Below are 25734 nucleotides of genomic sequence, written 5' to 3' on the forward strand. Positions count from 1 at the left end.
AATGATCACCCTCAACATCAACGGCGAAACCCGCTCGGTCGACGCCCCCGACGACATGCCCTTGCTCTGGGTGCTGCGCGACGTCGTCGGCCTCACCGGCACGAAGTTCGGCTGCGGGATCGCGCAGTGCGGCGCTTGCACCGTGCATCTCGACGGCGTCGCCGCGCGCTCGTGCGTGCTGCCGGTCGCGGCCGTCGCGGGCCGCAAGATCACGACGATCGAAGCCGTCGGCGCGACGCCGGCCGGCCACAAGGTCCAGCAGGCATGGCGCGAGCTCGACGTCGTCCAGTGCGGCTATTGCCAGTCGGGGCAGGTAATGGCCGCCACCGCGCTGATCGCGTCGAACCCGAACCCGAGCGACGCCGACATCGACGCGGCGATGGCCGGCAACATCTGCCGCTGCGGCACGTACAACCGGATTCGCGCGGCCGTGAAGCAAGCCGCCAAGGAGGCCTGACATGTCACGAGGACTGATCGAAGCCGGTCGGGCCGGCGCGGGCGTGTCGCGCCGTTCGTTCCTCAAGCTCGGCATGTCGCTGGGCGCGGCGGCCGGCGGCGGATTGCTGCTCGGCTTCAGCATGCCGGCCGCGGGTGACGATGCACGTCGTTCGGTGATCGGTGGGGACGCCGCCGAACCGGCTCAACCGGGCGTCTTCGCACCGAACGCGTTCGTGCAGATCGACCGTGCCGGCAAGGTCACGCTGGTGATGCCGAAGGTCGAGATGGGGCAGGGCGTCTATACGTCGATTCCAATGCTGATCGCGGAAGAACTCGAAGTGCCGCTGTCGAGCGTGACGCTCGACCATGCGCCGCCGAACGAGAAGCTGTTCCTCGATCCGCTGCTCGGCGGCCAGCTCACCGGCGGCTCGACGTCGATTCGCTACGCGTGGGAACCGCTGCGCCGTGCAGGTGCAACCGCACGAACGCTGCTGGTCACGGCCGCCGCGAAGCAATGGAACGTCGACCCGGCAGCCTGCCGCGCCGCGAACGGTGAAGTGCAGCATCCGCCGAGCGGCCGGCGCGCGTCGTACGGCCAGCTCGCCGACGCGGCGGCGAAGCTGCCGGTGCCGAAGGACGTCGCGCTGAAGAAGCCGGCGGATTTCAAGCTGATCGGCACGCCCGCGAAGCGGCTCGATTCGCCGGAGAAGGTCGACGGCACCGCGCAGTTCGGGCTCGACGTGCGCCTGCCCGGCATGCTGTACGCGGTGATCGTGAACAGCCCGGTGTTCGGCGGCACGGTCGCGAGCGTCGACGACACGGCCACGAAGAAGATCCCCGGCGTGCGCCAGGTCGTGCGCGTCGACAACGCGGTGGCGGTGGTCGGCGATCACACATGGGCCGCGAAGCGCGGCGCGTCGGCACTGGTCGTGAAGTGGAACGAGGGCGCGGGCGCGAAGGTCTCGACGAAGGATCTGTTCGCGGATCTCGCGCAGGCGGCGGCGAACGGCAAGGGCGCGGTCGCACGCAAGGACGGCGACGTCGACAAGGCATTCGCGAACGCGAAGGCGCGCGTCGACGCCGTCTACGAACAGCCGTTGCTCGCCCACGCGACGATGGAACCGGTGAACTGCACGGTGCACGTGCGCGGCGACGGGTGCGAGATCTGGGTCGGCACGCAGGTGCCGACGCGGGCGCGCGACACCGTGCAGCAGCTCACGGGCCTCGCGCCCGACCGGATCGTCGTGCACAACCACCTGCTCGGCGGCGGCTTCGGCCGGCGGCTCGAGACGGACATGATCGGCCAGGCCGTGAAGGTCGGCAAACAGGTCAACGCGCCGGTGAAGGTGGTCTGGACGCGCGAGGAAGACGTGCAGCACGACATGTACCGGCCGTGCTACTACGACAGGATCTCGGCCGGCCTCGACGCGAACGGCAAGCCGGTCGCGTGGCAGCACCGGATCGTCGGCTCGTCGATCCTCGCGCGCTTCGCGCCGCCCGCGGTCAAGGACGGCGTCGATCCCGACGCGATCGAAGTCGCGGCCGAGCTGCCGTACGACCTGCCGAACCAGCTGGTCGACTACGTGCGCCAGGAGCCGCGCCACGTGCCGACCGCGTTCTGGCGCGGCGTCGGCCCGACGCGCGGCACGTTCGTGGTCGAGAGCTTCATCGACGAACTGGCCGCGCAGACCAAGACCGACCCGGTGCAATACCGCCGCGCGCTGCTCGGCAAGACGCCGCGCGCGCTCAACGTGCTCGACGTCGCGACGAAGGCGGCCGGCTGGGGCGGCCCGGCGCTGCCGACGGGGCAGGGGCGCGGCGTCTCGGTGATGCACGCGTTCGGCAGCTTCTTCTCGATCGTCGTCGATGTCGCGGTGGATAACGGCGAGGTACAGGTGAAGCGTGTCGTGTGCGCGGTCGATTGCGGCATGGTTGTCAACCCGAACACGATCGAGGCGCAGGTGCAGGGCGGCATCATTTTCGGGATCACCGGCGCGCTGTACGGCGAGATCACGATCGAGGACGGCCGCGTCGTGCAGAGCAACTTCACCGACTACCGGATGCTGCGGATCAATGAGACGCCGCCGATCGAGGTCCATCTGGTGAAGAGCGGCGAGGCGCCGGGCGGGATCGGCGAGCCGGGTACGGCCGCGACAGCCGCGGCGGTGTCGAACGCGATCTTCGCGGCAACCGGCAAGCGGCTGCGCAAGCTGCCGGTCGGCGACCAGCTGAAGACGGCTTGAGGGGAGGCGACGACCATGAAAAACCTTACCCTGAAGATGCTCGGCACGTCGTTGCTCGCCGTGTCCGCACTGCTGGCCGGCACGGCCGCGCATGCCGCGCCGGCGGCGCCGGCCGACAGCGCCCTCGTCGCGCGCGGTGCGTATCTCGCGAAAGCGGGCGACTGCGTCGCGTGCCACACCGCGCCGCGCGGCACGCCGTTCGCCGGCGGCCTGAAGATGGTCACGCCGATGGGCGCGATCTACACGACCAACATCACGCCCGATCCGGAGACGGGCATCGGCGGCTATACCGAAGCCGACTTCGCCGGCGCGTTGCGCAAGGGCGTCGCGAAGGACGGTCACAACCTGTATCCGGCGATGCCGTACCCGTCGTACGCGAAGCTGAAGGACGACGACGTGAAGGCGCTGTATGCGTATTTCATGCACGGCGTCGAACCGGTGAAGCAGGCGAACCGGCCGTCCGACATCCCGTGGCCGCTCAACATGCGCTGGCCGCTCGCGTTGTGGAACAAGGTGTTCCTCGACACGACGCCTTACGCCGACAAGCCGGCCAAGGACGCGATGTGGAACCGCGGCGCGTATCTCGTGCAGGGGCTCGGGCACTGCGGGTCGTGCCACACGCCGCGCGGCGTCGGCTTCCAGGAGAAGGCGCTCGACGAAGGCGGCGCGGCGTTCCTGTCGGGCGCGCCGATCGACAACTGGTTCGCGTCGAACCTGACCGGCGAGCCCAACACGGGGCTCGGCCGCTGGAACGAGGCCGAGGTCGCGCAGTTCCTGAAGACCGGCGCGAACCGCCATGCGACCGCGTTCGGCTCGATGGTCAGCGTGATCAACCACAGCACGCAGGCGCTCTCCGACGACGATCTGACGGCGATTTCGCGTTACTTGAAATCGCTGCCGGCGGCGGGCGGCACGGGCGCGCCGCCGTACAGCTATGATCCGAAGCCGACACAGGTCGTGCTGGGCCGGCCGGCGGCCGATCCGGGCGCGAAGGTGTATAACGCTTACTGCCTGCATTGCCACGGCGCGGACGGGCGCGGTTACGCGCCGCTGCTCGCGCCGCTCGCCGGCAATCCGAACGTGCTCGAAGCCGATGCCGCGTCGCTGATCAACGTGACGCTGAACGGCAGCGAGACGCTCGTGATCGATGGCGTGCCGTCCGCGTATCCGATGCCGGCATTCTCGAACCAGTTGAACGACCGGCAGATCGCCGACGTGCTGACGTTCATGCGCGCCGGCTGGAACAACGGTGCGCCGGCCGTGCAGGCGGCGGACGTCGCGAAACTCCGCAAGGCGACGGCGGCCGCGCGCTGAGCGCGGCCCCATGCGGAACGAGGGCGGGCCGGCGTGCCCGCCGTCACTGCCGCCGGGTGCGTGCCTGCCCCGGCGGCGTGGCTTTTTCTGTCAACCGGCGCGCGGCCGTTCGCGGCAGCGCGCGTTTATCGACGCAATGTAGGGGTGTCTGGATGGCTAACGTGACTTATACGGATACGCAACTGCTGATCGACGGCGAGTGGGTCGACGCCGCGAGCGGCAAGACGATCGACGTCGTGAACCCGGCGACCGGCAAGCCGATCGGCAAGGTGGCCCACGCGGGCATCGCCGATCTCGACCGTGCGCTCGCCGCCGCGCAGCGCGGCTTCGAGGCCTGGCGCAAGGTGCCCGCGCACGAGCGCGCGGCGACGATGCGCAAGGCGGCCGCGCTGGTGCGTGAACGCGCCGACGCGATCGCGCAGCTGATGACGCAAGAGCAGGGCAAGCCGCTCACCGAAGCGCGCGTCGAAGTGCTGTCGGCGGCGGACATCATCGAATGGTTCGCGGACGAAGGCCGCCGCGTGTACGGCCGGATCGTGCCGCCGCGCAACCTCGGCGCGCAGCAGACGGTCGTGAAGGAGCCGGTCGGCCCGGTCGCCGCCTTCACGCCGTGGAATTTCCCGGTCAACCAGGTCGTGCGCAAGCTGAGCGCCGCACTGGCCACCGGCTGCTCGTTCCTCGTGAAAGCGCCGGAAGAAACCCCCGCGTCGCCGGCCGCACTGCTGCGCGCCTTCGTCGACGCGGGCGTGCCGGCCGGCATGATCGGCCTCGTGTACGGCGATCCGGCCGAAATCTCGTCGTACCTGATCCCGCACCCGGTGATCCGCAAGGTCACGTTCACGGGTTCGACGCCGGTCGGCAAGCAGCTCGCCGCGATGGCGGGCCTGCACATGAAGCGCGCGACGATGGAGCTGGGCGGGCACGCGCCGGTGATCGTGGCCGAGGACGCCGACGTCGCGCTCGCGGTGAAGGCGGCCGGCGGCGCGAAGTTCCGCAACGCGGGGCAGGTCTGCATCTCGCCGACGCGCTTCCTCGTGCACAACAGCATCCGCGACGAATTCACGCGCGCGCTGGTCAAGCATGCCGAAGGGCTGAAGGTCGGCAACGGCCTCGAGGAAGGCACGACGCTCGGCGCGCTCGCAAACCCGCGCCGGCTGACCGCGATGGCGGCGGTCATCGACAACGCGCGCAAGGTCGGCGCGAGCATCGAAACCGGCGGCGAGCGGATCGGCTCGGAAGGCAACTTCTTCGCGCCGACCGTGATCGCGAACGTGCCGCTCGAAGCGGACGTGTTCAACAACGAGCCGTTCGGCCCGGTCGCCGCGATTCGCGGTTTCGACAAGCTCGAGGACGCGATCGCGGAAGCGAACCGCCTGCCGTTCGGTCTTGCCGGCTACGCGTTCACGCGTTCGTTCGCGAACGTGCACCTGCTCACGCAGCGCCTCGAAGTCGGGATGCTGTGGATCAACCAGCCGGCGACGCCCTGGCCGGAAATGCCGTTCGGCGGCGTGAAGGACTCGGGCTACGGGTCGGAAGGCGGCCCCGAAGCGCTCGAGCCGTACCTCGTCACGAAGTCGGTGACGGTGATGGCCGTCTGACGGTCGTCGATCGATCGCGTGCGCGGCGCCGACAGCGCCGTGCACGCGATCGGCGTGGGCCGGGCAGCGCGCCCGGTCGCTTGCCAGCGTCTCGCTCCAGCCGTGCATTCGAACGGCAACCCCCTCGGCATTTCAATATGCGTTTCACCGCGGGCGGATTGTTTCAATTCCGTCACCGGCAACGACGCGCGCCGCATCCCCCCGGTGAATGGACGCCGGCCCCTTCCGCCCGATACTGTTCAGCTCACATGACCGGCAAGCTGGCAAGTCCGGACTGCACCTCGTACCCGAACGTCATACTTTTTGGTATAGCTTCTTCAGAAGAAACCATAACAACCGGTGCGTCAGCATCGGCCCAACCTGAGAGGACACGGATGCATCCGCGGTCGGCAGCGCCGTACTACGTTGTGCTGGCGGGGACCTTGATAGCGTGCGCGCTGATGGGCCTCTGCGTGTTGCAGTTGTTTCAGAGCCGTCACGACGCGCTCGACCGCGCACGCGAGACGTCGCGAAATCTGGCGCTCGTCGCCGAGCGCGACATCGAGCGCAATATCGAGTTGTACGGCCTGTCGCTGGAGGCGGTGATCCAGGGCCTCCAGCGACAGGACGTCATGGCGGCCACGCCGGCCCTGCGGCGCGCCGTCCTGTTCGATCATGCGATGACCGCGCAATTTCTCGGCTCGATGCTCGTGCTGGATGCGGCCGGCAACATCATCCTCGATTCGGCGAACGACGTGCCGCGACAAGGCAATTTCGGCGACCGCAAATACTTTACGGTTCACCGGGACAATCCGAACGCCGGGCTTTACATCAGCGATCCGTTTGCGTCCCGCCTGCGCGGCGGCTCGCTCAGCGTGGCACTGACGCGCCGCGTGTCGAATCCGGACGGCTCGTTTGCCGGCATTGCGCTGATCGCGGTCAATCTCGAGTATTTCCATACGCTGTGTGCCGGCCTCGCGCTCGGCTCGCACGGCGCGATCTCGCTGGTCGGCCGGAACGGCATCATGTTCATGCGCCAGCCGTACGACGTGCACACCATCGGCCGCGACATCAGCAAGGCGGCGACGTTTCGCCACTTCATGACGGCGCCCGAAGGTTCGTTCATCGAGACCTCGACGATCGACAACGTGCGCCGCCTGTACTACTTCAAGACGCTGCCGCACCTGCCGCTGATCATCATGGTCGCCGAGGCGGAGCAGGACATCTACGCGGCATGGCGGCGGCGCGCGATCACGATCGGCGCGCTGGTGGCGACCTTCGGCGCGGCGTTCATCGTGCTGTCCTTTTTGCTGGGCACCCAGCTGCGGCGCAGGATGCGGGCCGAATCCGAGCTGGTGATGCTCGCGCGCACCGACGGCCTCACCGGGCTCAACAATCGCCGCTCGTTCGGGGAAGTGCTGGAACTCGAATGGCGCCGCGCACGCCGTGCCCGCTCGGTGTTTTCGCTGCTGTTCGTCGACGTCGACCGCTTCAAGGCCTTCAACGACACGTATGGTCACCAGGCCGGCGACGACGCGCTGGCGGCGGTTGCGCGATGCATCGGCGACAACATCCGGCGTCCCGCGGACACCGCCGCACGCTATGGCGGCGAGGAATTCGTCGTGATCCTGCCCGATACGCCGGCCACGGGCGCGACCGAGATCGCCGAACGGATTCGCGCGGCGATCGACGGGCTCGCGATCGAACACGCGGAAAGCGAATTCGGGCGCGTCACCGCGAGCATCGGCGTGGCAAGCTGGGCCCCCGGGCAGGAAGGGGAGGTCGAGTCGGTGATCAAGGCGGCCGACGAGGCGTTGTACCACGCGAAGGAAACCGGGCGAAACAAGGTCGCCTCGCATGACACGGGCACCTGACACCACCGCCGGCACGCACCGCCCGCTACCGGCGCCGGGCGTGCCGTTCGACGCTCATCGCCAGCCGCTGCCGCGATAGCTTTCCACTTCCGCGTCGTACGCCGCCAGAAACGCCTTGCCGAACACCGACGCGAAATCGTCCTCGATCGCGAACACCGTGTCGCGATGGGTCGCCGCGTAGCGATCCCACATCCTCGCCTTGTACAGCACGGGCACGCGCTTCTCGTACCAGCGCATCGCGTCGTCGCGCTCGCGCAGGCGTTGCGGCGAAAAGCGCGTCAGCAGGTCCATCAACGCGGCGCGCATGCCGGCGACCATGCCGATCTGGTGCGCATGCAGGTCCTGGAACGCGTCGCTCACCGCGAGTTCGTTTTTCGGAAAATGAAACTGAAATGATCAAGCAAGCCTTCTTTAAACTTGCTACGATCATGCGCGCGTCGAAAGGGGCTGGTTATTCGGATCGCGCACTGCACGACAGCAGCGCGCGATCCACGCAGAGACGGCGCGAGAATCAGCGCACGAAGCTGGACTGGAACGGTAACCGAGAGACCGGCCGGCCCGGGCAGACATTATTTGAACAACAAGGACGTTAACAACATGAGGACCATACGCCACAAGGTCACTGCGACCTTGGTCGCCTTCGCGCTAGCCACCGGTTCCGCGGCGCCGGTCGCCTTTGCAAAGAGTTCCGGCTTCAGTTCGAGCCGCTCGTCGTCCAGTTCGAGTTCCAGCGGCTCGTCGTCCGGCTCACGCTCGAGTCGCTACTCATCCAGCTCGAGTTCCAGCAGTTCGTCATCCAGTTCGGGTTTTGGCCGCTTCTCCGGTTCGTCGAGCTCGAAAAACTCCTCCTACGACTCATCGGCTCGTTCGTCGACGAATCCATCCAGCTCGGGTTTCGGCCGCTCATACAGTTCGTCGAATTCGAAAGGCTCGTCTTACGACTCATCGGCTCGCTCGTCAACGAGCCCATCCGGTTCCGGTTACGGGCGCTCGTACGGATCGTCAAGCTCGAAAAGCACTTCCTACGGCTCATCGACGCCTTCGTCGGCGAGTCCATCCAGCCCGCCCCCGAAATCGGGGTTCAGCAGCTCCGGCTCCAGGAAAGTGATCGCCGCGACTGCGCTCGGCGGCGCACTGTATGCGGCTCAGTCGAGCCGCGACGCGGCTGCGACGCTGAATTCGAACCAGTCGTCGCATGGCAGCGATAACGCCAGTGGCGGCAGCTCGCCCCACCACAGTGCGTCCAGCGATACCCCGTCGTACAGCGACGCATCCACCTCGCCGTCGTACAGTGCCCCCGCGCATGGCGCAGCGCCACCGGTGGCTGGACAGCAATCCAGTAGCAATGACAGGTTCCTGCTGGGCTACTTGCTCGGACGCAGCAGTTCGCCGCGCGAAACCGTCGTGGTCCAGCAACCGGTGACGCGTTCGGTCGACTCGACCTCGGCACCAAGATATCGAGCTGCACCCGACGACGATGCCGTGCCGGACGCCGCATCTGACGCCCAGGCGGAGACACTCGCTCAGTCGCCGGCAACGACGGAAAAACAGCCGACGGGGGAAAGCAAGCATCCGATCATGAATGCGTTCCTGTTGGGCGGAATGCTCTTTCTCTCCATTTGTCTCGTCATTGGGCTGTTCCAGCGTGCGCGCCGCGCGTGGCTGCTCAGAAAGGCGCGCTATGCATCCCACACCAACTATCGCCTCTGAGAACGACCATGGGAATCCTTGAACTCGTTCGCCGCATCAGTGAAAAGCGCCTCGACGATCTTGCGCGAGCGCGCACCGTTCAACCGGACCGGGTCGACACCGGACTGCCGCTCGGCGCATGCATCGGCGGCATGATCAAGCTTGTGCTGGCCGACTTCGCTCTACTGGAGGGCGCGCTCCTCGTCGTGCCGCCGGACGCACAGATGCCGATCGTTGCGGTCAGCCGCCTGCATATCGACGCCGACGCGGATCTGTCGATTTTCCGGATGTACACGAACACGGGCCCTGACAGGAACGGGCAGGGCGCGTTCCTGCAGCTCATGACGGGCAGGGATGATCCCCAGGATATTCGGGAAGTCGCCTACTACCAGTTCCTGTACCGCGAATATCCGGTGACGGCCGAGGAGCAGGATGCATTCCTCGGCAACGGCTACGGGCTCGGGCAGGACCGTTACGACATGGATCGCGACGAGCTTGACCAGATCGCCCATCTCGCCAGGAATCCGGCGCGCGTCGATGCGCTGCTCGGCGGCAACGATGCGATCGGGTTCGAGCGTGACGCGCCCGGTGGCGACTACATCAGGCCGTGGACTGCTCGGGAACGTCGCCTGGACGATAGCGTCGGCGAGAAGGGCGTCGAGAAGACGCATTCGTTCATGCAGTACGTGCGGCGCTTGCCGGCCGGCCCGGCGCAGGAAAGCGGTCCGATCGAGCGCCTGTGGATCGATTTCGAGCACGTCGAGACGATGGACGGACGCCCGGCGCCGGCCGTCTGGGTCGACTATTTCGCCGGCCTTGCCCTCGATCCGCTGCGCGTCAAGATTTTCTGAGGCGCGAAGCCGCCGCGATCCATCCGCAATACAAGATTCACCAAGGAGAACACCATGTCTGGCTGGAAACTCGTTTCGTCACTGCTTGCGAAACACGTGGGAACCGTCGGCGACCGTCTGGCGCAACAGATCGCCGCATTCGATCCCGAAACGGCTACGCAAGTCGACCGCGACAACCTGCAGGCGAAACTGCATGAAGTGGCGGTAAAGCTTGCCGAGGCCAAGCAGAAAAGCAACAAGGCGCAAACCGCGGCGGCAGAACTGAAGGCAAGCATCGACGGGGACGTGAAAGCGTCGGTCGTGCTGATCGACAAGTTCGAAAAGCAGGAAATCAACGAAGCAACGCTGACGCAGTTCACCGACGATCTCGAGCGCCGCAAGCGGGATCTTCCGCAGCGTGAGGCCGAAGCCGATAGCGCTCGGCAACTCGTCGAGACGCTGCAGGAAATCCTGAGGACCGTCGAAACCCAGTTGAACGAATTCGATGCGAAAGCGCGCGCCGCAATGGCGGACCTCGCGCAGGCGCAGGCCGATCGCGAGCGTGCTCAATTGATGCAACAGCAGCAGGACGAACTTAACCGCTTGCGCGCGAGCACCGGCTCCGCTTCAACCGGACTCGGCGCGTTGCAGGCAGCTGCCGCGCAGGCGCGTGTTACGGCCGACGCCGCGCAGACGGTGGCTTCTATCGGGCAAAAGCCGCTCGATCAACAGGCTGCGGTCGAAGAAGCGCGTCGCATCGCTGCGGGTGGAGCGGCCGCTGGCTCGGAATCGGTGATTGATCGCTTGCGCCGGATCTCGCAGTCGTAATCGGGTAGGCCGCGTGCCGGGGACGACGGCGCGCGGCAGACAGAGGCGAATCGAGCCGATCGATGTGGCTTATTCGTTATTTGACATAACGTGAATTATCACCGGAAAAATTGTAGGTCCCAAGTTCAGATGTCGCGTTTCCGCTAAATAAAAATGTCGTGTTCTTGACTGCTGGCGTGCTGGACGGCTCGTTGACCAGGGAGCCGACGATGCAGCGCGAGCTGGACCGATTCAAGGTCATTCGGGACATGGCTGACGGCAAGCTCAAGCCATGGCTTGCAGCGGAACGGCTGGAATTGACGACGCGACAGGTTCGCCGGCTGGTCGCCCGATTGCGGGAACACGGGCCTGAAGGTCTCGCGCCGGAACGGTATGGCGAAGCCCAGCAACAACTGGCTGGACGCGGTAATTGCGGACCGGGCACCGTCCGTCACTCCCCGCCAAGGCATCCGTACAGACGACCGTTATCGACTTGCGACGGCCTCAGACGCCGCCCCTTGCCATCCTCCACCGAGCGCCTTGAACGCAGCCACCGACGCCCGAGCCGCTTCGGTTTTCGCCTGCACGCGCTCGTCCGATGCACGCAGCAGGCTCTCGTCCGCCTGCAACACCTCGATCAGGCTGACGACGCCTTTCTGGTACGCCGCGAACGACGCGGCCCTCGCGCGGCCGAGCGAATCCACGCCGTCGGCGAGAACCGCCGCCTGCTCGTCGCGCCTGACGAGTGCCGAGAACGCGTTCTCGACGTCCTCGGTGGCGTGCAGCGCCGCGAGCCGATACGCAGCAAGCATCTCGGCATCCTGCCCTTTGGCCTGCGCGATCTGCGCATTGATACGGCCGAAGTCGAACAAACGCCAGCGCAGGCCGAGCACGCCGGCAGCCTGGTTCGCGCCGGCTGCAAACAGGTTGCCCGCGCCCATCGTCGTCGCGCTGCCGATCAATCCGCTCAGCGAGAACTTCGGGTAATACTCGGCAATGGCCGCGCCGATGCGCGCGTTCGACGCCGCAAGGCGCCGCTCGGCGACGATCAGGTCGGGCCGCCGCCTGAGGAGTTCGCCTGGCGTTCCCGTCGCCGCGATCCGCGGTGCAACCGGCACGTCGCCGCCGTCGAGCAATTCCGCGCGATACGTTCCGGGTTGCGAGCCGAGCATCACGTCGAGCGCATTCATCGCCGTGTCCAGCGCGGCTTCGAGTACCGGCACAGTTGCGCGCACCTGAGCGAGCGCGCCTTCGGCCTGCCTGACCTGAAGCTCAGCCGCGAGCCCCTTTCCATACAGCAGATTGATGGTCGACAACAGATCCTGTTCGGTCTGCACCTGATGTCGCGCGACCTTCAGCCGGCCCTGCAACCCGCGAATCGTGATGTAGATGTCCGCCGTCTGCGCGGCCACGGCAAGGCGCGTGGCGACCGCCGCCGCCTCGGAGGCCTGATAGTCGGCGAGCGCCGCCTCCCGCCCGCGGCGCAACCCGCCGAACACATCCAGTTCCCAGCTCGCGTTGAAATCGGCCTCGTAGTCGTTGCCGTGACGGTCGAAACCGGGCGTCGAATTCAGCACGCGCCCCAACGGCGTTTCGACCGACTGGTAGACGCGCGCGGCTTGACCGGTCGCAGTGCCCGAAGGCAACAGCGCCGCATTGGCCGCACCGAGCCCGGCACGCGCTTGCGTGACGCGTGCCGCGGCCTGCGCGAGATCGAGGTTCTGCGCGAGCGCGAGCGTGACGAACCGGGTCAACTGCGGATCGCCGAAGCCCGTCCACCACGTCGCGAGCTCCGCTTCGGCCGCCGCGTGCCCCTGCTCCACGGCGTTCTGGCCCTGGAAACGCTGCGGCATGGCGATGTCCGGCCGCACATAGTCGGGACCGACGGCGCATCCCGCCGACAGGAGCGCAGCAAGCACCGCGGCAACGATGGGTTTCGGTAGCATGACGGTTTTAGCAAAGATCAGATTGTGACTATAATACCAAATAGTCACTCGTTGTCCATCCCTGCCAGCCGCAACCCATGAAAGAAAACACCGCTTCCCCCGCTCCCGCACGCGGCCCGGCCGATCACGACGTGCGGGACCAGATCGTGGCCGCCGCCACCGAGCACTTCAGCCGGTACGGCTACGAAAAGACGACCGTGTCCGATCTCGCGAAGGCCATCGGTTTCTCGAAGGCCTATATCTACAAGTTCTTCGAGTCGAAACAGGCGATCGGCGAGATGATCTGCGCGAACTGCCTGCACGAAATCGAAACCGACGTGCGGGTCGCCGTCGCCGAGGCGGAACGGCCCACCGAAAAGCTGCGGCGCATGTTCAAGGTCTTTACGGAAGCGAGCCTGCGGCTGTTCTTCCGCGACCGCAAGCTGTACGACATCGCCGCGTCGGCCGCCACCGGCAACTGGCAATCGGTGCAGGCCTATGAGGCGCGCGTGCAGCAACTGCTGCAGGAGGTGCTGCAGGCGGGCCGGCAAAGCGGCGAGTTCGAGCGCAAGACGCCGCTGGACGAAACCGCGACGGCGATCTACCTCGTGATGCGGCCATACCTGAATCCGCTGCTGCTGCAGTACAACCTCGACACGACCGACGCCGCGCCCGCGCAGTTGTCGAATCTGGTGCTCCGCAGTCTCGCCCCGTGAATCGACACTCATTGTGACCATTGACTCTTTTGGTCACTAGATACACAATGAAAGCCCCGATCACTTCGTCAGTGGGTCTTTCATGGTCCGGCGTCGCCCCGCTCTCCTCGCAGTCGCTTCCGCACTGCCCCTCGCGCTAGCTGCCTGCAGCGGAAAAGCGCCTTCCGATCCGCGCACGGAGGCGCCGCTCGTGCGTACCGCCATCGTGCAGGCAGCCGCGCCCGTGTCACGCTCGTTTACCGGAACCGTCGCCGCACGCGTACAGAGCGACCTCGGGTTCCGGGTGTCCGGCAAGGTGCTGGAGCGACTCGTCGATACCGGACAAACCGTCCGGCGCGGCCAGCCGCTGATGCGGATCGATCCCGTCGACCTGAAGCTCGCGGCGCGCGCCCGCGACGAAGCGGTGGCCGCGGCACGGGCACGTGCGCGGCAGACCGCCGAGGACGAAGCGCGCTACCGCGACCTGCGCGGCACCGGCGCCATCTCGGCATCGGCCTATGACCAGGTCAAGGCAGCGGCCGATGCCGCGAAAGCCCAGCTGAGCGCCGCCGAGGCTGACGCCGGCGTCGCGCGCAATGCGACCGGCTATGCGGAACTCGTCGCGGACGGCGACGGCGTCGTGATGGACACGCTCGCGGAGCCCGGCCAGGTCGTGAGCGCCGGCCAGCCGGTCGTGCGGCTCGCGCACGCCGGCAGCCGGGAAGCCGTGATCCAGTTGCCGGAAACGCTGCGCCCCGCGGTCGGCTCCGTGGCGCAGGCCGAGTTGTTCGGCAAGCCGGGCTCGAGTGTCCCCGCGACGCTGCGCCAGCTCTCCGATACCGCGGATGCGCGAACGCGCACGTTCGAAGCGCGCTACGTGCTGCAAGGCACGCTGGTCGCCGCGCCGCTGGGCGCGACCGTCACGATCCGCATACCGGACGACGCACGCGCGACGCCGCAAGCCGGCCTGCAGGTGCCGATCGGCGCGCTGCTGGACGGGGGCAAAGGGCCCGGCGTGTGGGTCGTCGCCGGCGAGCCTGCCAAGGTGGGATGGCGGCCGGTCACGGTCGAGCATGTGGATGACGACAGCGCGCGCGTGTCCGGCGCACTCAAGCAAGGCGACCGGGTCGTCGCGCTCGGCGCGCAGTTGCTGCATGACGGTGACGCGGTCCGCGTGGCCGCGCAGGCCGCCACGCTCGCACGCGAAGGAGTACGGCCGTGAGCGAGCGCCGCTTCAACCTGTCGGCGCTCGCGGTGCGCGAGCGCGCGATCACACTGTTCCTGATCTGCCTGATTTCGCTCGCGGGGCTCGTGTCGTTCTTCAAGCTGGGCCGCGCGGAAGACCCGGCATTCACCGTCAAGGTGATGACCATCGTCACCGCATGGCCGGGCGCGACCGCGCAGGAAATGCACGACCAGGTGGCCGAAAAGATCGAAAAGCGCATGCAGGAGCTGCGCTGGTATGACCGCAGCGAAACCTACACGCGCCCCGGCCTCGCGTTCACGACGCTGACGTTGCTCGACAGCACGCCGCCGTCCGACGTGCAGGAGCAGTTCTATCAGGCGCGCAAGAAGATCGGCGACGTGGCGAACGATCTGCCGGCCGGCGTGATCGGCCCGCTGGTCAACGACGAATACGCGGACGTCACGTTCGCGCTGTTCGCGCTGAAGGCCAGGGGCGAACCGCAGCGCCTGCTGGTGCGCGATGCGGAGGCGCAGCGCCAGCGGCTGCTGCATGTGCCGGGCGTGAAGAAGGTCGACATCATCGGCGAACAGGCGGAGCGCATCTATGTGCAGCTGTCGCACGACCGGCTCGCGACGCTCGGCGTGAGCCCGCAGGACGTATTCGCGGCGCTCAACGGACAAAACGCGCTGACGCCGGCCGGCTCCGTCGAGACGCGCGGGCCGGAGATCTTCATTCGCGTGGACGGCGCGTTCGACAAGCTGCAGAAGATTCGCGACACGCCGATCGTCGCGCAGGGCCGCACGCTGAAACTGTCGGACATCGCCACCGTCGAGCGCGGCTACGAAGACCCGTCGACGTTCATGATCCGCAACAACGGCGAACCCGCGCTGCTGCTCGGGGTCGTGATGCGCGACGGCTGGAACGGGCTCGACCTCGGCCGTGCGCTGGACCGGGAAGTCGGCGCGATCAACGCCGCGCTGCCGCTCGGCATGAGCCTGACCAAGGTCACCGACCAGTCCGTGAACATCAGCGCCGCCGTCGACGAGTTCATGGTCAAGTTCTTCGCCGCGCTGCTCGTCGTGATGCTGGTGAGCTTCGTCAGCATGGGCTGGCGCGTGGGCCTCGTCGTCGCCGCGGCCGTGCCGCTGACGCTGGCCGTGGTGTTCGTCGTGATGGCCGCCACCGGCAAGAACTTCGACCGCATCACGCTCGGCTCGCTGATCCTCGCGCTCGGGCTGCTGGTCGACGACGCGATCATCGCGATCGAAATGATGGTCGTGAAGATGGAGGAAGGCTACGACCGCGTGGCCGCGTCGGCGTATGCGTGGAGCCATACGGCCGCGCCGATGCTGGCCGGCACGCTGGTCACCGCGGTCGGCTTCATGCCGAACGGCTTCGCGCGCTCCACCGCGGGCGAATACACCAGCAACATGTTCTGGATCGTCGGGATCGCGCTGATCGCATCGTGGGTCGTCGCCGTGGCCTTCACGCCGTACCTCGGCGTGAAGATGCTGCCGAACCTCAAGAAGTTCGAAGGCGGTCACGATGCGATCTACGACACGCCCCGCTACAACCGCTTCCGGCAATTGTTGACGCGCGTGATCGCCCGCAAATGGCTTGTCGCCGGTTCGGTCGTCGCCCTCTTCGTGCTCGCGATGCTCGGCATGGCGGTCGTCAAGAAGCAGTTTTTCCCGATCTCGGATCGCCCCGAGGTGCTGATCGAGGTGCAGATGCCGTACGGCACGTCGATTTCGCAAACGAGCGCCGCCACGTCGAAGGTCGAGGCGTGGCTCGCGAAGCAGAAGGAAGCGAGGATCGTCACCGCGTACGTCGGCCAGGGCGCGCCGCGCTTTTATCTGGCAATGGGGCCGGAACTGCCCGATCCGTCATTCGCGAAGATCGTGGTGCGCACCGACAGCCAGGACGAGCGCGACGCGTTGAAGGCACGCCTGCGGCGGGCCATCGCCGACGGCCTCGCGCCCGAAGCGCGCGTGCGCGTGACGCAGCTCGTGTTCGGTCCGTATTCGCCGTTCCCGGTGGCCTACCGGATCACGGGCCCCGATCCGGACAAGCTGCGCGGTATCGCGACCGATGTCGAGCGTGTGATGAACGGCAGCCCGATGATGCGCACGGTCAATGCCGACTGGGGCACGCGCGCGCCGACGCTGCACTTTACGTTGCAGCAAGACCGCCTGCAGGCAGTCGGGTTGACGTCCAGTGCGGTCGCGCAGCAGCTGCAGTTCCTGCTGACCGGGGTGCCCGTCACCGCGGTGCGCGAGGATATCCGAACCGTACAGGTGTTCGCGCGGTCGGGCGGCGATGCGCGGCTCGACCCGGCGCGGCTCGACGACTTCACGCTCGCCGGCGCGAACGGGCAGCGCATCCCGCTGTCGCAGGTCGGCAAGGTCGACGTGCGGATGGAAGAGCCGATCATGCGCTGGCGCGATCGCGTGCCGACGCTCACGGTGCGCGGCGACATCGCCGACGGCCTGCAGCCGCCGGACGTGTCGGCTGCGATCACGCAGCAGCTTCAGCCGATCATCGCCGCGCTGCCGGGCGGCTATCGCATCGAGGAAGCCGGCTCCATCGAGGAATCCGGCAAGGCCACGAAGGCGATGCTGCCGCTGTTCCCGATCATGCTGGCGGTCACGCTCGTCATCATCATCTTCCAGGTGCGCTCGATCTCCGCGATGGTGATGGTGTTCATGACGAGCCCGCTCGGCTTGATCGGCGTGGTGCCCACGCTGATCCTGTTCCGGCAGCCGTTCGGCATCAATGCGCTGGTCGGCCTCATCGCGCTGTCAGGGATCCTGATGCGCAACACGCTGATCCTGATCGGCCAGATTCACCAGAACGAACAGGCGGGACTGGATCCGTTCCACGCGGTCGTCGAAGCGAGCGTGCAGCGGGCGCGCCCGGTGGTCCTGACCGCCATGGCGGCCGTGCTCGCGTTCATTCCGCTCACGCATTCGGTGTTCTGGGGAACGCTCGCGTACACGCTGATCGGCGGCACGTTCGCCGGGACGGTCCTCACGCTGATGTTCCTGCCGGCGATGTACGCGATCTGGTTCAGGATCCGGCCCGGGCATTCCGCCGCCGCCCGCCACGGCGGCCATGAGCCGGCATCGCCGGGCGAGCCCGCACTTCAGCCCGCGCTGGACGCGCGCGATTGATTACGCCAGCCCATTCACCGTATCGAAGGAAGCAGCCATGTCGAATTCCACCGTTGTCGTCGTGACCGGCGTGTCGTCGGGCATCGGGCGCGTTGCCGCGGAACGATTTGCCAAACGCGGGTGCCGCGTGTTCGGCACCGTGCGCAGCATTGCGCGAACGGCGCCCGTCGCCGGCGTCGAGTTGATCGAGATGGACGTTCGTGACGACGCGTCCGTTCAATCGGGTATCCAAGCGATCATCGATCGCGCGGCGCGTATCGACGTGCTCGTGAACAATGCGGGCATGAGCCTGATCGGCGCGGTGGAGGAAACCTCCGTGACCGAGGCCGCGGCGTTGTTCGACACCAACGTTTTCAGCATCCTGCGTACGACCCATGCGGTGCTTCCGCACATGCGGGCACGACGGCGCGGCCGGATCGTCAATGTCAGCTCGGTGCTCGGCTTCCTGCCGGCGCCCTATATGGGACTCTATTCGGCGTCCAAACATGCGGTGGAGGGTTTGACCGAAACGCTGGATCACGAACTGCGCCAGTTCGGCATTCGCGCGACGCTGGTCGAACCGTCGTTTACGCGGACCAGCCTGGACGTCAATGCGCCGCAGGCTGGCGCGCCGATCGCCGAGTACGACCGCGAGCGAACGCTTGCGTCGCGCGCCGTCGTCGACAGCGTGAAAGCCGCGCCGCATCCCGACGGGGTGGCCGCCACCATCGTCGACGCAGCGCTCGGCGCATGGCGGATGCGACGCACGCCGGCCGGTGAGGCGTCGCTGTTGCGCAAATTGCGGCGCTTCATGCCGGCCGGCCCCGTCGATTCGAGCCTGCGGAAAAAATTCCGGCTCGCGTGACGCAGTCGGCAACGATGTGATCGTGGACCGCGCGCTGCGTGGAGTCCGGCGGCATGCTCGCTACTGAACAGGGTGGCGTTGCCGCCCTCGTTACCCCACCCGGGCGTCCCGACGTGCGACCGCGGCTACCGCCGCTCAATCGCCGCCCGTCGCGGCAAAATCGCCCGGCGGTAGCGGGCGATTCGCGACGTCCTGCGCGTCGACGCGCGTCAGGCCGAGCGTCTGCAATACCACCGCAGCGGCACGCTCCGGAAAACCACCCTCCTCGCTCGCCTGCACCCTGCTTCCGCTCGCGACCTTGTCGGCCGCATACACCTCCGCCGTGAGCACCGCGAGAATCGTCCCCGTCATCGCGAGCAAGCTCACGAACGGATCGTTGACAACAAAACGGCGTGCCGCGATGCCGCGCTCGCTGTCCCGCCTCAAACGCTTGCCCAGCCCTTGATCGAGCGCGCGCGCCGAGAAGCCCTCCCGCATCAGAAAGCGACCCCATAAGCGCTCCCGGCGTGCTCGCATGAGCGTGTGGCGCACGCATACGGACACGACCTCGGCGGGATCCGACAAGCCGCCCGCGAGACGCTCGAGCCCGTCCGCGAAATCGTCGAACACCCACTCCGTCAGCGCGGCGAAGACGCCGTCCTTCGATTCGAAGTGGTAGTAGAACGAGCCGAACCCCACATCCGCGGCCTCGGTGATCTCGCTGATCGCCACGTTATCCCTCCCCTTTTCCGCCATCAGCCTGAACGCCGCCTGCAGCAAACGCATGCGCGTCGCCTGCTTGCGGCGCGTGCCGCGCGGCTGGCGATGGGCCGCCTCCCCGACGGAGGCGTTCGGACGACGGGGCCTGACCGTTCGGTCCATGAGCGCGCCTTCCCTGTTCGTAAGAATTTTCTGCATGCCGCAATCTTAGATCACCCTCTCATACTTGACAATATTATCAGTTATGAGTCTAATCTCGAAAATCGCAGCGCAGGGTTCCTGTGCCAACACGGTGTCCGACGCGCGGCAGCGGGCAAGGCCAGCGCGTCCACGGTCTGCGCAAGCCGTTGCCGCCGGTTCGTTATCCCGTCGCGCGCCGGGTCCGGACATCAGGCGACGGCGATGTGAGGCGCCGCCCGGTTCTGTCGACCGGCCGCGCCGCCGAAGCGACCGATCCGTCGGTAGATCGGCGGCCGTCGCAGTGCATGGGCATCGGTAGCCCGGAAACGCGGACGATTTGCGTCACAAATATTGGAGTACTGATTTATCAGCAGGATCGTCGTCGAATTTTTTCAGTTGACCTCTCACTTGTCTTGGAAACATCGTGAAATCACCCAGTCTTGACGCGCGGAATGTAACGCGCCCGTTTCTGACACGCCTCGCGCCGCCGGTTCAGCGGGCGCCGATCGCTTTCGCCTGCTGTGCGATTCTGCTGACGGCCTGCCACTCGCACGAAGCGCCCGCGCCCGAATTGCAACCGGTCGTTGCGCTGGCGGTTCATGCGGACAACGACGCAGGGCAGCGCGTGCTGCCCGCGCAGGTCCAGGCACGATATTCGACGCCGCTGTCGTTCCGGGTCGGCGGCAAGATCGTCGAGCGGCGCGTGCGAATCGGCGACGTCGTCAAGGCAGGCCAGGCACTCGCGATGCTCGATCCGGCCGACCTGCGCAACACGCTGCTGAATGCCCGTGCGCAGCTCGATGCCGCCGAGCATCGCGCCGTCTATGCGAAACAGCAACTGGAGCGCGACCGCGCGCAAGCTCAGGCCAACCTGATTGCGCCGGCACAGCTCGAGACGACGCAGGACGCGTATGCATCGGCGGTCGCGCAACGCGATTCCGCCCTCGCTCAAATGGCGCTCGCCGACGATCATCTGCGCTATGCCACGCTGATCGCCGATCACGACGGGGTCATCACGTCGGAAGACGCCAATACCGGACAGAACGTCGAGTCCGGCCAGGCGGTGTTTCACCTCGACTGGAGTGGGGATCTCGACATCGTGTGCGACGTCTCGGAGCGTGACCTGCGCGATCTCGCCGTCGGCCGCGTCGCTCACGTCAGCCTGACGGCACTGCCGGGAAAGATCCTCGACGCACGCGTGCGTGAAATCGCGGCAGCGGCCGATCCGCAGAGCCGCACGTGGCGCGTGAAGCTGACGCTGATCGCGCCGGGGCCGGACGTCCGCTCGGGCATGACCGCCAACGTCACGTTCGACGGTACCGCCGAAGCCGCCGCCGACCACGCGATCACGCTGCCGGCCACCGCACTCTTTCACCGCGGCGAAACGCCGGCAGTCTGGGTCGTCCGCAAGGGCAGCGACACGCTGGAACTGCGCCCGGTTTCGATCGGACGCTACGACGAGCGCACGGTGTCCATTACGTCGGGGCTCGAGAGCGGCGAGCGCGTCGTGATGCAAGGCGTCCATACGGTCAGCTCCGGCGAGCGCGTACGCCCCGTGCCACCGCTGCATCCGGAGGAGTTCCCGTCATGAACGCCCCCGAACGTCAACATCCGTCGGACGGCCCGCACGATGCGCGAACCGAAGCCGGCTCGGGCGACGACCGTCGCTTTAATCTGTCCTCGTGGGCGCTCAAGCATCAGCAACTGGTGATTTTTCTGATCGGCCTCGCAACGATCTTCGGCGTGATCGGCTATACGCGGCTCGCGCAATCCGAGGACCCGCCGTTCACGTTCCGCACCATGGTGATCCAGACCTACTGGCCGGGCGCCTCGGCGCGCGAAGTGCAGGAACAGATCACCGACCGCATCGGCCGCCAGCTCCAGGCCGCGCCGTACGTCGACAACATCAAGAGCTACTCGCGCCCCGGCGAATCGATGATTTTCTTCGCGATGAAGGATTCGGCGCCGGTCGACCAGGTGCCCGAAACCTGGTATCAGGTGCGCAAGAAGGTCGGCGATATCCGCTCGACACTGCCGAAGGGAACGGTCGGGCCGTTCTTCAACGACGAATTCGGCGACGTCTATACCAACGTCTATGCGCTCGAAGGCGACGGGTACTCGCCGGCGCAGTTGCACGATTACGCGGACAGGCTGCGCGCCGCGCTGTTGCGCGTGCCGGGCGTCGCGAAGGTCGACTACTTCGGCGACCCGGCCCAGCACGTGTTCGTCGAGATCTCGAACGCGCAGTTGACGCGGCTCGCCATCACGCCGCAGCAGCTCGCGCAGGCCATCGATGCACAAAACGCCGTCGCGCCGGTCGGCACCATCACGACAGCGGACGATCGCGTATTCGTGAGGCCGAGCGGTGCGTTCAAGGACACGCAGGCGCTTGCCGACATGCTGATCACCGTGAACGACCGGACGTTTCGGCTCGGCGACGTCGCGAAGATCACACGCGGCTACGACGACCCGCCCGTCACGCAGATGCGTACGAACGGCCATGCCGTGCTCGGCATCGGCGTCACGATGCAGAAAGGCGGCGACGTGATCGACCTCGGCAAGGCGCTCGATGCGAAGGCAGCCGAGCTTCAGGCCGGTCTGCCGGCCGGCCTGAAGCTGACCTCGGTGTCGAGCATGCCGCATGCCGTCAAGCACTCGGTGGACGACTTCGTCGAAGCGGTCGGCGAAGCCGTCGCGATCGTGCTCGTGGTCAGCCTCGTGTCGCTCGGCCTGCGTACCGGGATGGTCGTCGTCATCACGATTCCGATCGTGCTCGCCGTGACGGCACTGTGCATGCACGTGTTCGGCATCGGTCTGGACAAGGTGTCGCTCGGCACGTTGGTGCTCGCGCTCGGGCTGCTGGTGGACGACGCGATCATCGCCGTCGAAATGATGGCGGTGAAGCTCGAACAGGGCTGGAGCCGCGCACGCGCGGCGGCCTTCGCCTACACGAGCACGGCATTCCCGATGCTGACGGGCACGCTCGTCACGGTATCCGGCTTCCTGCCGATCGCGCTCGCCAAATCGAGCACCGGCGAATACACGCGATCGATTTTCGAGGTATCGGCGATCTCGCTGATCGTATCGTGGTTCGCGGCCGTCGTGCTGGTGCCGCTGCTCGGCTACCACATGCTGCCCGAGCAGGCGCATCGCGACGGTCACGCGCACGGAGACGAGGTGTACGACACGGGCTTCTACCGCCGGCTGTCCGGGTGGATCTCGGCCTGCATCGAGCGCCGCTGGGTGGTGCTCGGCCTCACCGCGGTGCTGTTCGCGATCGCGATGGCCGCGTTCACGCGCGTGCCGCAGCAGTTTTTCCCGAATTCGGAGCGGCCCGAACTGCTCGTCGACATGCGCTTGCCGGAAGGCGCCTCGTTAGAGGCGACCCTGCGCGAGGCGAAACGGCTCGAAAAGGCGCTCGACGGTCGCCCCGAAATCGACCACGTGGTCGATTTCGTCGGCACCGGCGCGCCGCGTTTCTATCTGCCCCTCGACCAGCAGCTTCAGCAGCCGAACTTCGCGCAGTTCGTGATCACGACCAAGGACGTCGAGACGCGCGACCGGCTGTCGCACTGGCTCGAATCGACGCTCGCCAGCCGCTTCCCGACCGTGCGCACCCGCGTCGCGCGGCTCGAGAACGGGCCGCCCGTCGGCTTCCCGATCAAGTTCCGGGTCAGCGGCGACGACATCGCCGCCGTCCGCGGCATCGCCGAAAAAGTGGCGGACAAGGTGCGCGCCGACGCCCGCACGCGCAACGTGCAGTTCGACTGGGACGAGCCGGCCGAGCGGTCGGTCTCGTTCGAGATCGACCAGCTCAAGGCACGCCAGCTCGGCGTGACGTCGGAAGACGTGTCGGGCTTTCTCGCGATGACCCTGTCCGGCTACACCGTCACGCAGTATCGCGAGCGCGACAAGCTCATCGACGTCGACCTGCGTGCGCCGAAGAGCGAACGCATCGATCCGTCCAGGCTCTCGGGCCTGGCGATCCCGACGCCACACGGCCCGGTGCCGCTCGGTGCGATCGGCCACGTGCGCGACACGCTCGAGTACGGCGTGATCTGGGAACGCGATCGTCAGCCGACCGTCACCGTGCAGGCCGACGTGCGCGGCGAAGCGCCGAGCATCGGCGTGACGCGCGACATCGACGCCGCGCTGGCCACGGTGCGCGCGTCGCTGCCGGCCGGCTACCGGATCGAGGTCGGCGGCGCGGCCGAGGAAAGCATGAAGGGCCAGACCTCGATCAATGCGCAGATGCCGATCATGATCATCGCGGTGCTGACGCTGCTGATGATCCAGCTCAAGCGCTTCTCGCGCACCTTCATCGTCGTGCTGACGGCGCCGCTCGGCCTGATCGGCGTGGTCGCCGCGCTCCTGCTGTTCGGCAAGCCGTTCGGCTTTGTCGCGTTGCTCGGCGTGATCGCGATGTTCGGGATCATCATGCGCAACTCCGTGATCCTGGTCGACCAGATCGACCAGGACATCGCGGCCGGGCATCCACGCTTCGCAGCGATCGTGGGCGCAACCGTGCGCCGCTTCCGGCCGATCATGCTGACCGCCGCCGCAGCCGTGCTCGCGCTGATTCCACTGCTGCGCTCAGGCTTCTTCGGCCCGATGGCCACGGCGCTGATGGGTGGCATCACGATCGCGACGGTGCTGACCATCTTTTTCCTGCCGGCCCTCTATGCGACCTGCTTCAAGGTGCGCAGCGACGAACGCGAGTCGCGCGCAATGACCGTCGCATCCTCGGAGACATGCTGATGACAATCCCTCGTATCACATCGGTGCTCGCCGCGAGCGCGGCGCTTGGCCTGAGCGGCTGTGCCATGGCGCCGAGCAGCACGCCGCCCGCGATGCCGTCGCCGGCACACTACGGCGCGATGCCTCAGGCGCCGCGCACCGTCGAAGCGGCAGGTGTCACACAGCAATTCGACGTCGGCGCCGCCCCCGTCCCGCAATGGTGGCGCTTGTATCGCTCCAGCGCGCTCGACGCGCTGGTCGACGAAGGCCTGCGCGCGAACCCGACACTGGCCGCGACGGAAAAGACGCTCGCCGCCGCGCAGGAGGAACTGCGCGCGCAGATCGGCGCGTCGACGCTGCCGTCGATCGACGCGAACGCGCAGGTCGCCCGCACGCGCACGCCGGACATTTCCGGCGCAGGTGCGCAAAACCTGCGCTACAACGTCTTCGTCGGGCAACTGCAGGCGCATTACACCTTCGACCTGTTCGGCGCCACGCGGTATGCGAACGCGGCGAGCGCCGCACGCGTCGACGTACGCGGTTGCGAGCTCGAAGCGGCGCGGCGCGCGCTGGCGGCCAACATCGTCGGCACGGCCATCGGCGCCGCGGCGCTCGACCGCCAGATCATGCTGACCGAACGCCTGGTCGCCGTCGCCCAAGCGACCGCGCTCGAAGACCAGCAGCGCCAGGCGCTCGGCGCGGTGTCCCGCGTGCAGGCTCTGGCGTCGACCCAAGATGCGGCGTCGCTGACCGCGACGCTGCCGCCGCTGCGCCAGCAACGCGCGCGTGCCGTTCACGCGCTTGCGATCCTGCTCGGCCGCACGCCCGACGCGCCGCCGCCGATCCCCGCTTTCACCGGGCTGTCACTGCCGGAGCACGTGCCCGTCGCCGTGCCGTCCGAGCTGCTGAAGGCGCGCCCCGACATTCGCGCGGCCGCGGCAGCCGTGAAGGCCGCATCGGCCGACGTCGGCGAAGCGACCGCGCAGTTGTTCCCCAGTCTGTCGCTCACCGCAACGATGGGGCGCGGCGGCTTCAGCTGGCCAGCGCTGTTGTCGGGCGCCGGCGGGCTGTGGGCGGTCGGCGCCGGGCTGTCGCAGCCGATTTTCCACGGTGGCGCCCTGCTGGCTCACCGGCGGGCGTCGCGCGATGCGTACGACGCGGCGGTGCTGCAGTACAAGGCGACGGTGCTGTCCGCGTTCGGCGATGCCGCGGATTCGCTCGCCGCGCTGGACAACGACGCGCAAGCGCTGGCCGCGAACGAACTCGCGGCGCGCGCGGCCGGCGAGGCCTTCCGTGAAACGGTGCAGCGCCGCACGCTGGGTGCCGTTCCGATGACTGCGCAACTGGCGAGCGAGCAGCGCTATCTGAACGCGGATCTCGATGCGGTGCGTGCCGCGAGCCGCCGAATGACCGATACGGCGGCGCTCCTGCAGGCGATGGGCGAACTGCCGCCCGAGACCGGCACGACGGTCGCGGCCCGGCAATAGCCGCCGTTTGTGTCGACGGACCGGTCGCGTGCCTGC

At 67.2% G+C, this 25734-nt stretch carries 18 protein-coding genes and 1 pseudogene; 16 read left to right on the forward strand and 3 right to left on the reverse strand.

What is annotated here, in order from left to right:
- Window position 1 precedes the first annotated feature (1 nt).
- The 5 genes from CFB50_RS25890 to CFB50_RS25910 all read left to right on the forward strand — a co-directional run bounded on the left by CFB50_RS25890 (window position 2) and on the right by CFB50_RS25910 (window position 7446).
- The gene (locus CFB50_RS25890) at window positions 2–457 is read left to right on the forward strand and encodes a (2Fe-2S)-binding protein (protein WP_043183740.1); all 456 of its coding nucleotides are present in this window, start codon (window positions 2–4) and stop codon (window positions 455–457) included.
- Between the two features lies 1 nt (window position 458).
- Complete coding sequence (locus CFB50_RS25895; protein WP_089447648.1) at window positions 459–2681, forward strand: xanthine dehydrogenase family protein molybdopterin-binding subunit; 2223 nt, start codon at window positions 459–461, stop codon at window positions 2679–2681.
- A 15-nt stretch (window positions 2682–2696) separates the two neighbouring features.
- On the forward strand, window positions 2697–3995 hold the full coding sequence (locus CFB50_RS25900; protein WP_089447649.1) for a c-type cytochrome: 1299 nt from the start codon (window positions 2697–2699) through the stop codon (window positions 3993–3995).
- Between the two features lie 152 nt (window positions 3996–4147).
- On the forward strand, window positions 4148–5593 hold the full coding sequence (locus tag CFB50_RS25905) for an NAD-dependent succinate-semialdehyde dehydrogenase (RefSeq protein WP_089447650.1): 1446 nt from the start codon (window positions 4148–4150) through the stop codon (window positions 5591–5593).
- A 374-nt stretch (window positions 5594–5967) separates the two neighbouring features.
- Entirely contained in the window at window positions 5968–7446 is a 1479-nt protein-coding gene (locus CFB50_RS25910) for a sensor domain-containing diguanylate cyclase (protein ID WP_089447651.1), read from the forward strand.
- A gap of 54 nt (window positions 7447–7500) precedes the next feature.
- Here CFB50_RS25910 and CFB50_RS25915 read toward each other — a convergent pair.
- A pseudogene (locus tag CFB50_RS25915) lies at window positions 7501–7812 on the reverse strand (type VI secretion system-associated FHA domain protein); the annotation flags it as partial.
- 26 nt (window positions 7813–7838) lie between these two features.
- Between CFB50_RS25915 and CFB50_RS38975 the strand changes: the two are divergent.
- The 4 genes from CFB50_RS38975 (at window position 7839) to CFB50_RS25930 (ending at window position 10793) form a co-directional block, all read left to right on the forward strand.
- A complete protein-coding gene (locus CFB50_RS38975) occupies window positions 7839–8039 on the forward strand; it encodes a hypothetical protein (protein WP_144020692.1) in 201 nt (66 codons plus the stop codon).
- Between the two features lie 511 nt (window positions 8040–8550).
- Window positions 8551–9156 carry a hypothetical protein gene (locus CFB50_RS38980; RefSeq protein ID WP_144020693.1) on the forward strand — a complete coding sequence of 202 codons (606 nt, stop codon included), beginning with the start codon at window positions 8551–8553 and terminating at the stop codon, window positions 9154–9156.
- Entirely contained in the window at window positions 9105–9986 is an 882-nt protein-coding gene (locus CFB50_RS25925) for a YjfK family protein (protein WP_256979257.1), read from the forward strand. Before CFB50_RS38980 ends, CFB50_RS25925 begins: the two co-directional genes overlap by 52 nt.
- 54 nt (window positions 9987–10040) lie before the next feature.
- Complete coding sequence (locus tag CFB50_RS25930; protein WP_089447654.1) at window positions 10041–10793, forward strand: hypothetical protein; 753 nt, start codon at window positions 10041–10043, stop codon at window positions 10791–10793.
- Window positions 10794–11257: 464 nt separating this feature from the next.
- On the opposite strand, the gene CFB50_RS25940 is transcribed toward CFB50_RS25930, so the two are convergent.
- Window positions 11258–12718 carry an efflux transporter outer membrane subunit gene (locus CFB50_RS25940; protein WP_089447655.1) on the reverse strand — a complete coding sequence of 487 codons (1461 nt, stop codon included), beginning with the start codon at window positions 12716–12718 and terminating at the stop codon, window positions 11258–11260.
- Window positions 12719–12795: 77 nt separating this feature from the next.
- Between CFB50_RS25940 and CFB50_RS25945 the strand changes: the two genes are divergently transcribed.
- The 4 genes from CFB50_RS25945 (at window position 12796) to CFB50_RS25960 (ending at window position 18595) form a co-directional block, all read left to right on the forward strand.
- Complete coding sequence (locus tag CFB50_RS25945) at window positions 12796–13413, forward strand: TetR/AcrR family transcriptional regulator (protein WP_069251585.1); 618 nt, start codon at window positions 12796–12798, stop codon at window positions 13411–13413.
- Window positions 13414–13495: 82 nt separating this feature from the next.
- Window positions 13496–14614 (forward strand): efflux RND transporter periplasmic adaptor subunit, encoded by a 1119-nt coding sequence (locus CFB50_RS25950; protein WP_089447656.1) that lies wholly within the window; start codon window positions 13496–13498, stop codon window positions 14612–14614.
- Complete coding sequence (locus CFB50_RS25955) at window positions 14611–17751, forward strand: efflux RND transporter permease subunit (protein ID WP_089447657.1); 3141 nt, start codon at window positions 14611–14613, stop codon at window positions 17749–17751. Before CFB50_RS25950 ends, CFB50_RS25955 begins: the two co-directional genes overlap by 4 nt.
- A gap of 37 nt (window positions 17752–17788) precedes the next feature.
- Complete coding sequence (locus tag CFB50_RS25960) at window positions 17789–18595, forward strand: oxidoreductase (RefSeq protein ID WP_089447658.1); 807 nt, start codon at window positions 17789–17791, stop codon at window positions 18593–18595.
- Between the two features lie 135 nt (window positions 18596–18730).
- On the opposite strand, the gene CFB50_RS25965 is transcribed toward CFB50_RS25960, so the two are convergent.
- Window positions 18731–19456, reverse strand: coding sequence for a TetR/AcrR family transcriptional regulator (locus tag CFB50_RS25965; RefSeq protein WP_089447659.1), 726 nt, complete (start codon window positions 19454–19456; stop codon window positions 18731–18733).
- A gap of 442 nt (window positions 19457–19898) precedes the next feature.
- Between CFB50_RS25965 and CFB50_RS25970 the strand changes: the two genes are divergently transcribed.
- Genes CFB50_RS25970 through CFB50_RS25980 form a run of 3 tightly spaced genes read left to right on the forward strand, consistent with a single transcriptional unit; the run spans window position 19899 to window position 25698 of the window.
- Window positions 19899–21065, forward strand: coding sequence for an efflux RND transporter periplasmic adaptor subunit (locus CFB50_RS25970; RefSeq protein WP_373452970.1), 1167 nt, complete (start codon window positions 19899–19901; stop codon window positions 21063–21065).
- Window positions 21062–24232 (forward strand): efflux RND transporter permease subunit, encoded by a 3171-nt coding sequence (locus tag CFB50_RS25975; RefSeq protein ID WP_089447660.1) that lies wholly within the window; start codon window positions 21062–21064, stop codon window positions 24230–24232. Before CFB50_RS25970 ends, CFB50_RS25975 begins: the two co-directional genes overlap by 4 nt.
- Window positions 24226–25698 carry an efflux transporter outer membrane subunit gene (locus CFB50_RS25980; RefSeq protein WP_373452971.1) on the forward strand — a complete coding sequence of 491 codons (1473 nt, stop codon included), beginning with the start codon at window positions 24226–24228 and terminating at the stop codon, window positions 25696–25698. Before CFB50_RS25975 ends, CFB50_RS25980 begins: the two co-directional genes overlap by 7 nt.
- The last annotated feature ends 36 nt before the right edge of the window (window positions 25699–25734 follow it).

Source organism: Burkholderia sp. AU33423, from assembly GCF_002223135.1.
Taxonomy (GTDB): Bacteria; Pseudomonadota; Gammaproteobacteria; order Burkholderiales; family Burkholderiaceae; genus Burkholderia; species Burkholderia lata_D.

Excerpts from the sequence above, each read along its gene's own strand:
- CFB50_RS25930 (WP_089447654.1), top strand. The coding sequence starts at position 10,041 with ATGTCTGGCTGGAAACTCGTTTCGTCACTGCTTGCGAAACACGTGGGA.
- CFB50_RS25965 (WP_089447659.1), bottom strand. The coding sequence starts at position 19,456 with ATGGACCGAACGGTCAGGCCCCGTCGTCCGAACGCCTCCGTCGGGGAG.
- CFB50_RS25910 (WP_089447651.1), top strand. The coding sequence starts at position 5,968 with ATGCATCCGCGGTCGGCAGCGCCGTACTACGTTGTGCTGGCGGGGACC.
- CFB50_RS25945 (WP_069251585.1), top strand. The coding sequence starts at position 12,796 with ATGAAAGAAAACACCGCTTCCCCCGCTCCCGCACGCGGCCCGGCCGAT.
- CFB50_RS38975 (WP_144020692.1), top strand. The coding sequence starts at position 7,839 with ATGATCAAGCAAGCCTTCTTTAAACTTGCTACGATCATGCGCGCGTCG.
- CFB50_RS25975 (WP_089447660.1), top strand. The coding sequence starts at position 21,062 with ATGAACGCCCCCGAACGTCAACATCCGTCGGACGGCCCGCACGATGCG.
- CFB50_RS25980 (WP_373452971.1), top strand. The coding sequence starts at position 24,226 with ATGCTGATGACAATCCCTCGTATCACATCGGTGCTCGCCGCGAGCGCG.
- CFB50_RS25895 (WP_089447648.1), top strand. The coding sequence starts at position 459 with ATGTCACGAGGACTGATCGAAGCCGGTCGGGCCGGCGCGGGCGTGTCG.
- CFB50_RS25905 (WP_089447650.1), top strand. The coding sequence starts at position 4,148 with ATGGCTAACGTGACTTATACGGATACGCAACTGCTGATCGACGGCGAG.
- CFB50_RS25940 (WP_089447655.1), bottom strand. The coding sequence starts at position 12,718 with ATGCTACCGAAACCCATCGTTGCCGCGGTGCTTGCTGCGCTCCTGTCG.
- CFB50_RS25900 (WP_089447649.1), top strand. The coding sequence starts at position 2,697 with ATGAAAAACCTTACCCTGAAGATGCTCGGCACGTCGTTGCTCGCCGTG.
- CFB50_RS25950 (WP_089447656.1), top strand. The coding sequence starts at position 13,496 with ATGGTCCGGCGTCGCCCCGCTCTCCTCGCAGTCGCTTCCGCACTGCCC.
- CFB50_RS25890 (WP_043183740.1), top strand. The coding sequence starts at position 2 with ATGATCACCCTCAACATCAACGGCGAAACCCGCTCGGTCGACGCCCCC.
- CFB50_RS25960 (WP_089447658.1), top strand. The coding sequence starts at position 17,789 with ATGTCGAATTCCACCGTTGTCGTCGTGACCGGCGTGTCGTCGGGCATC.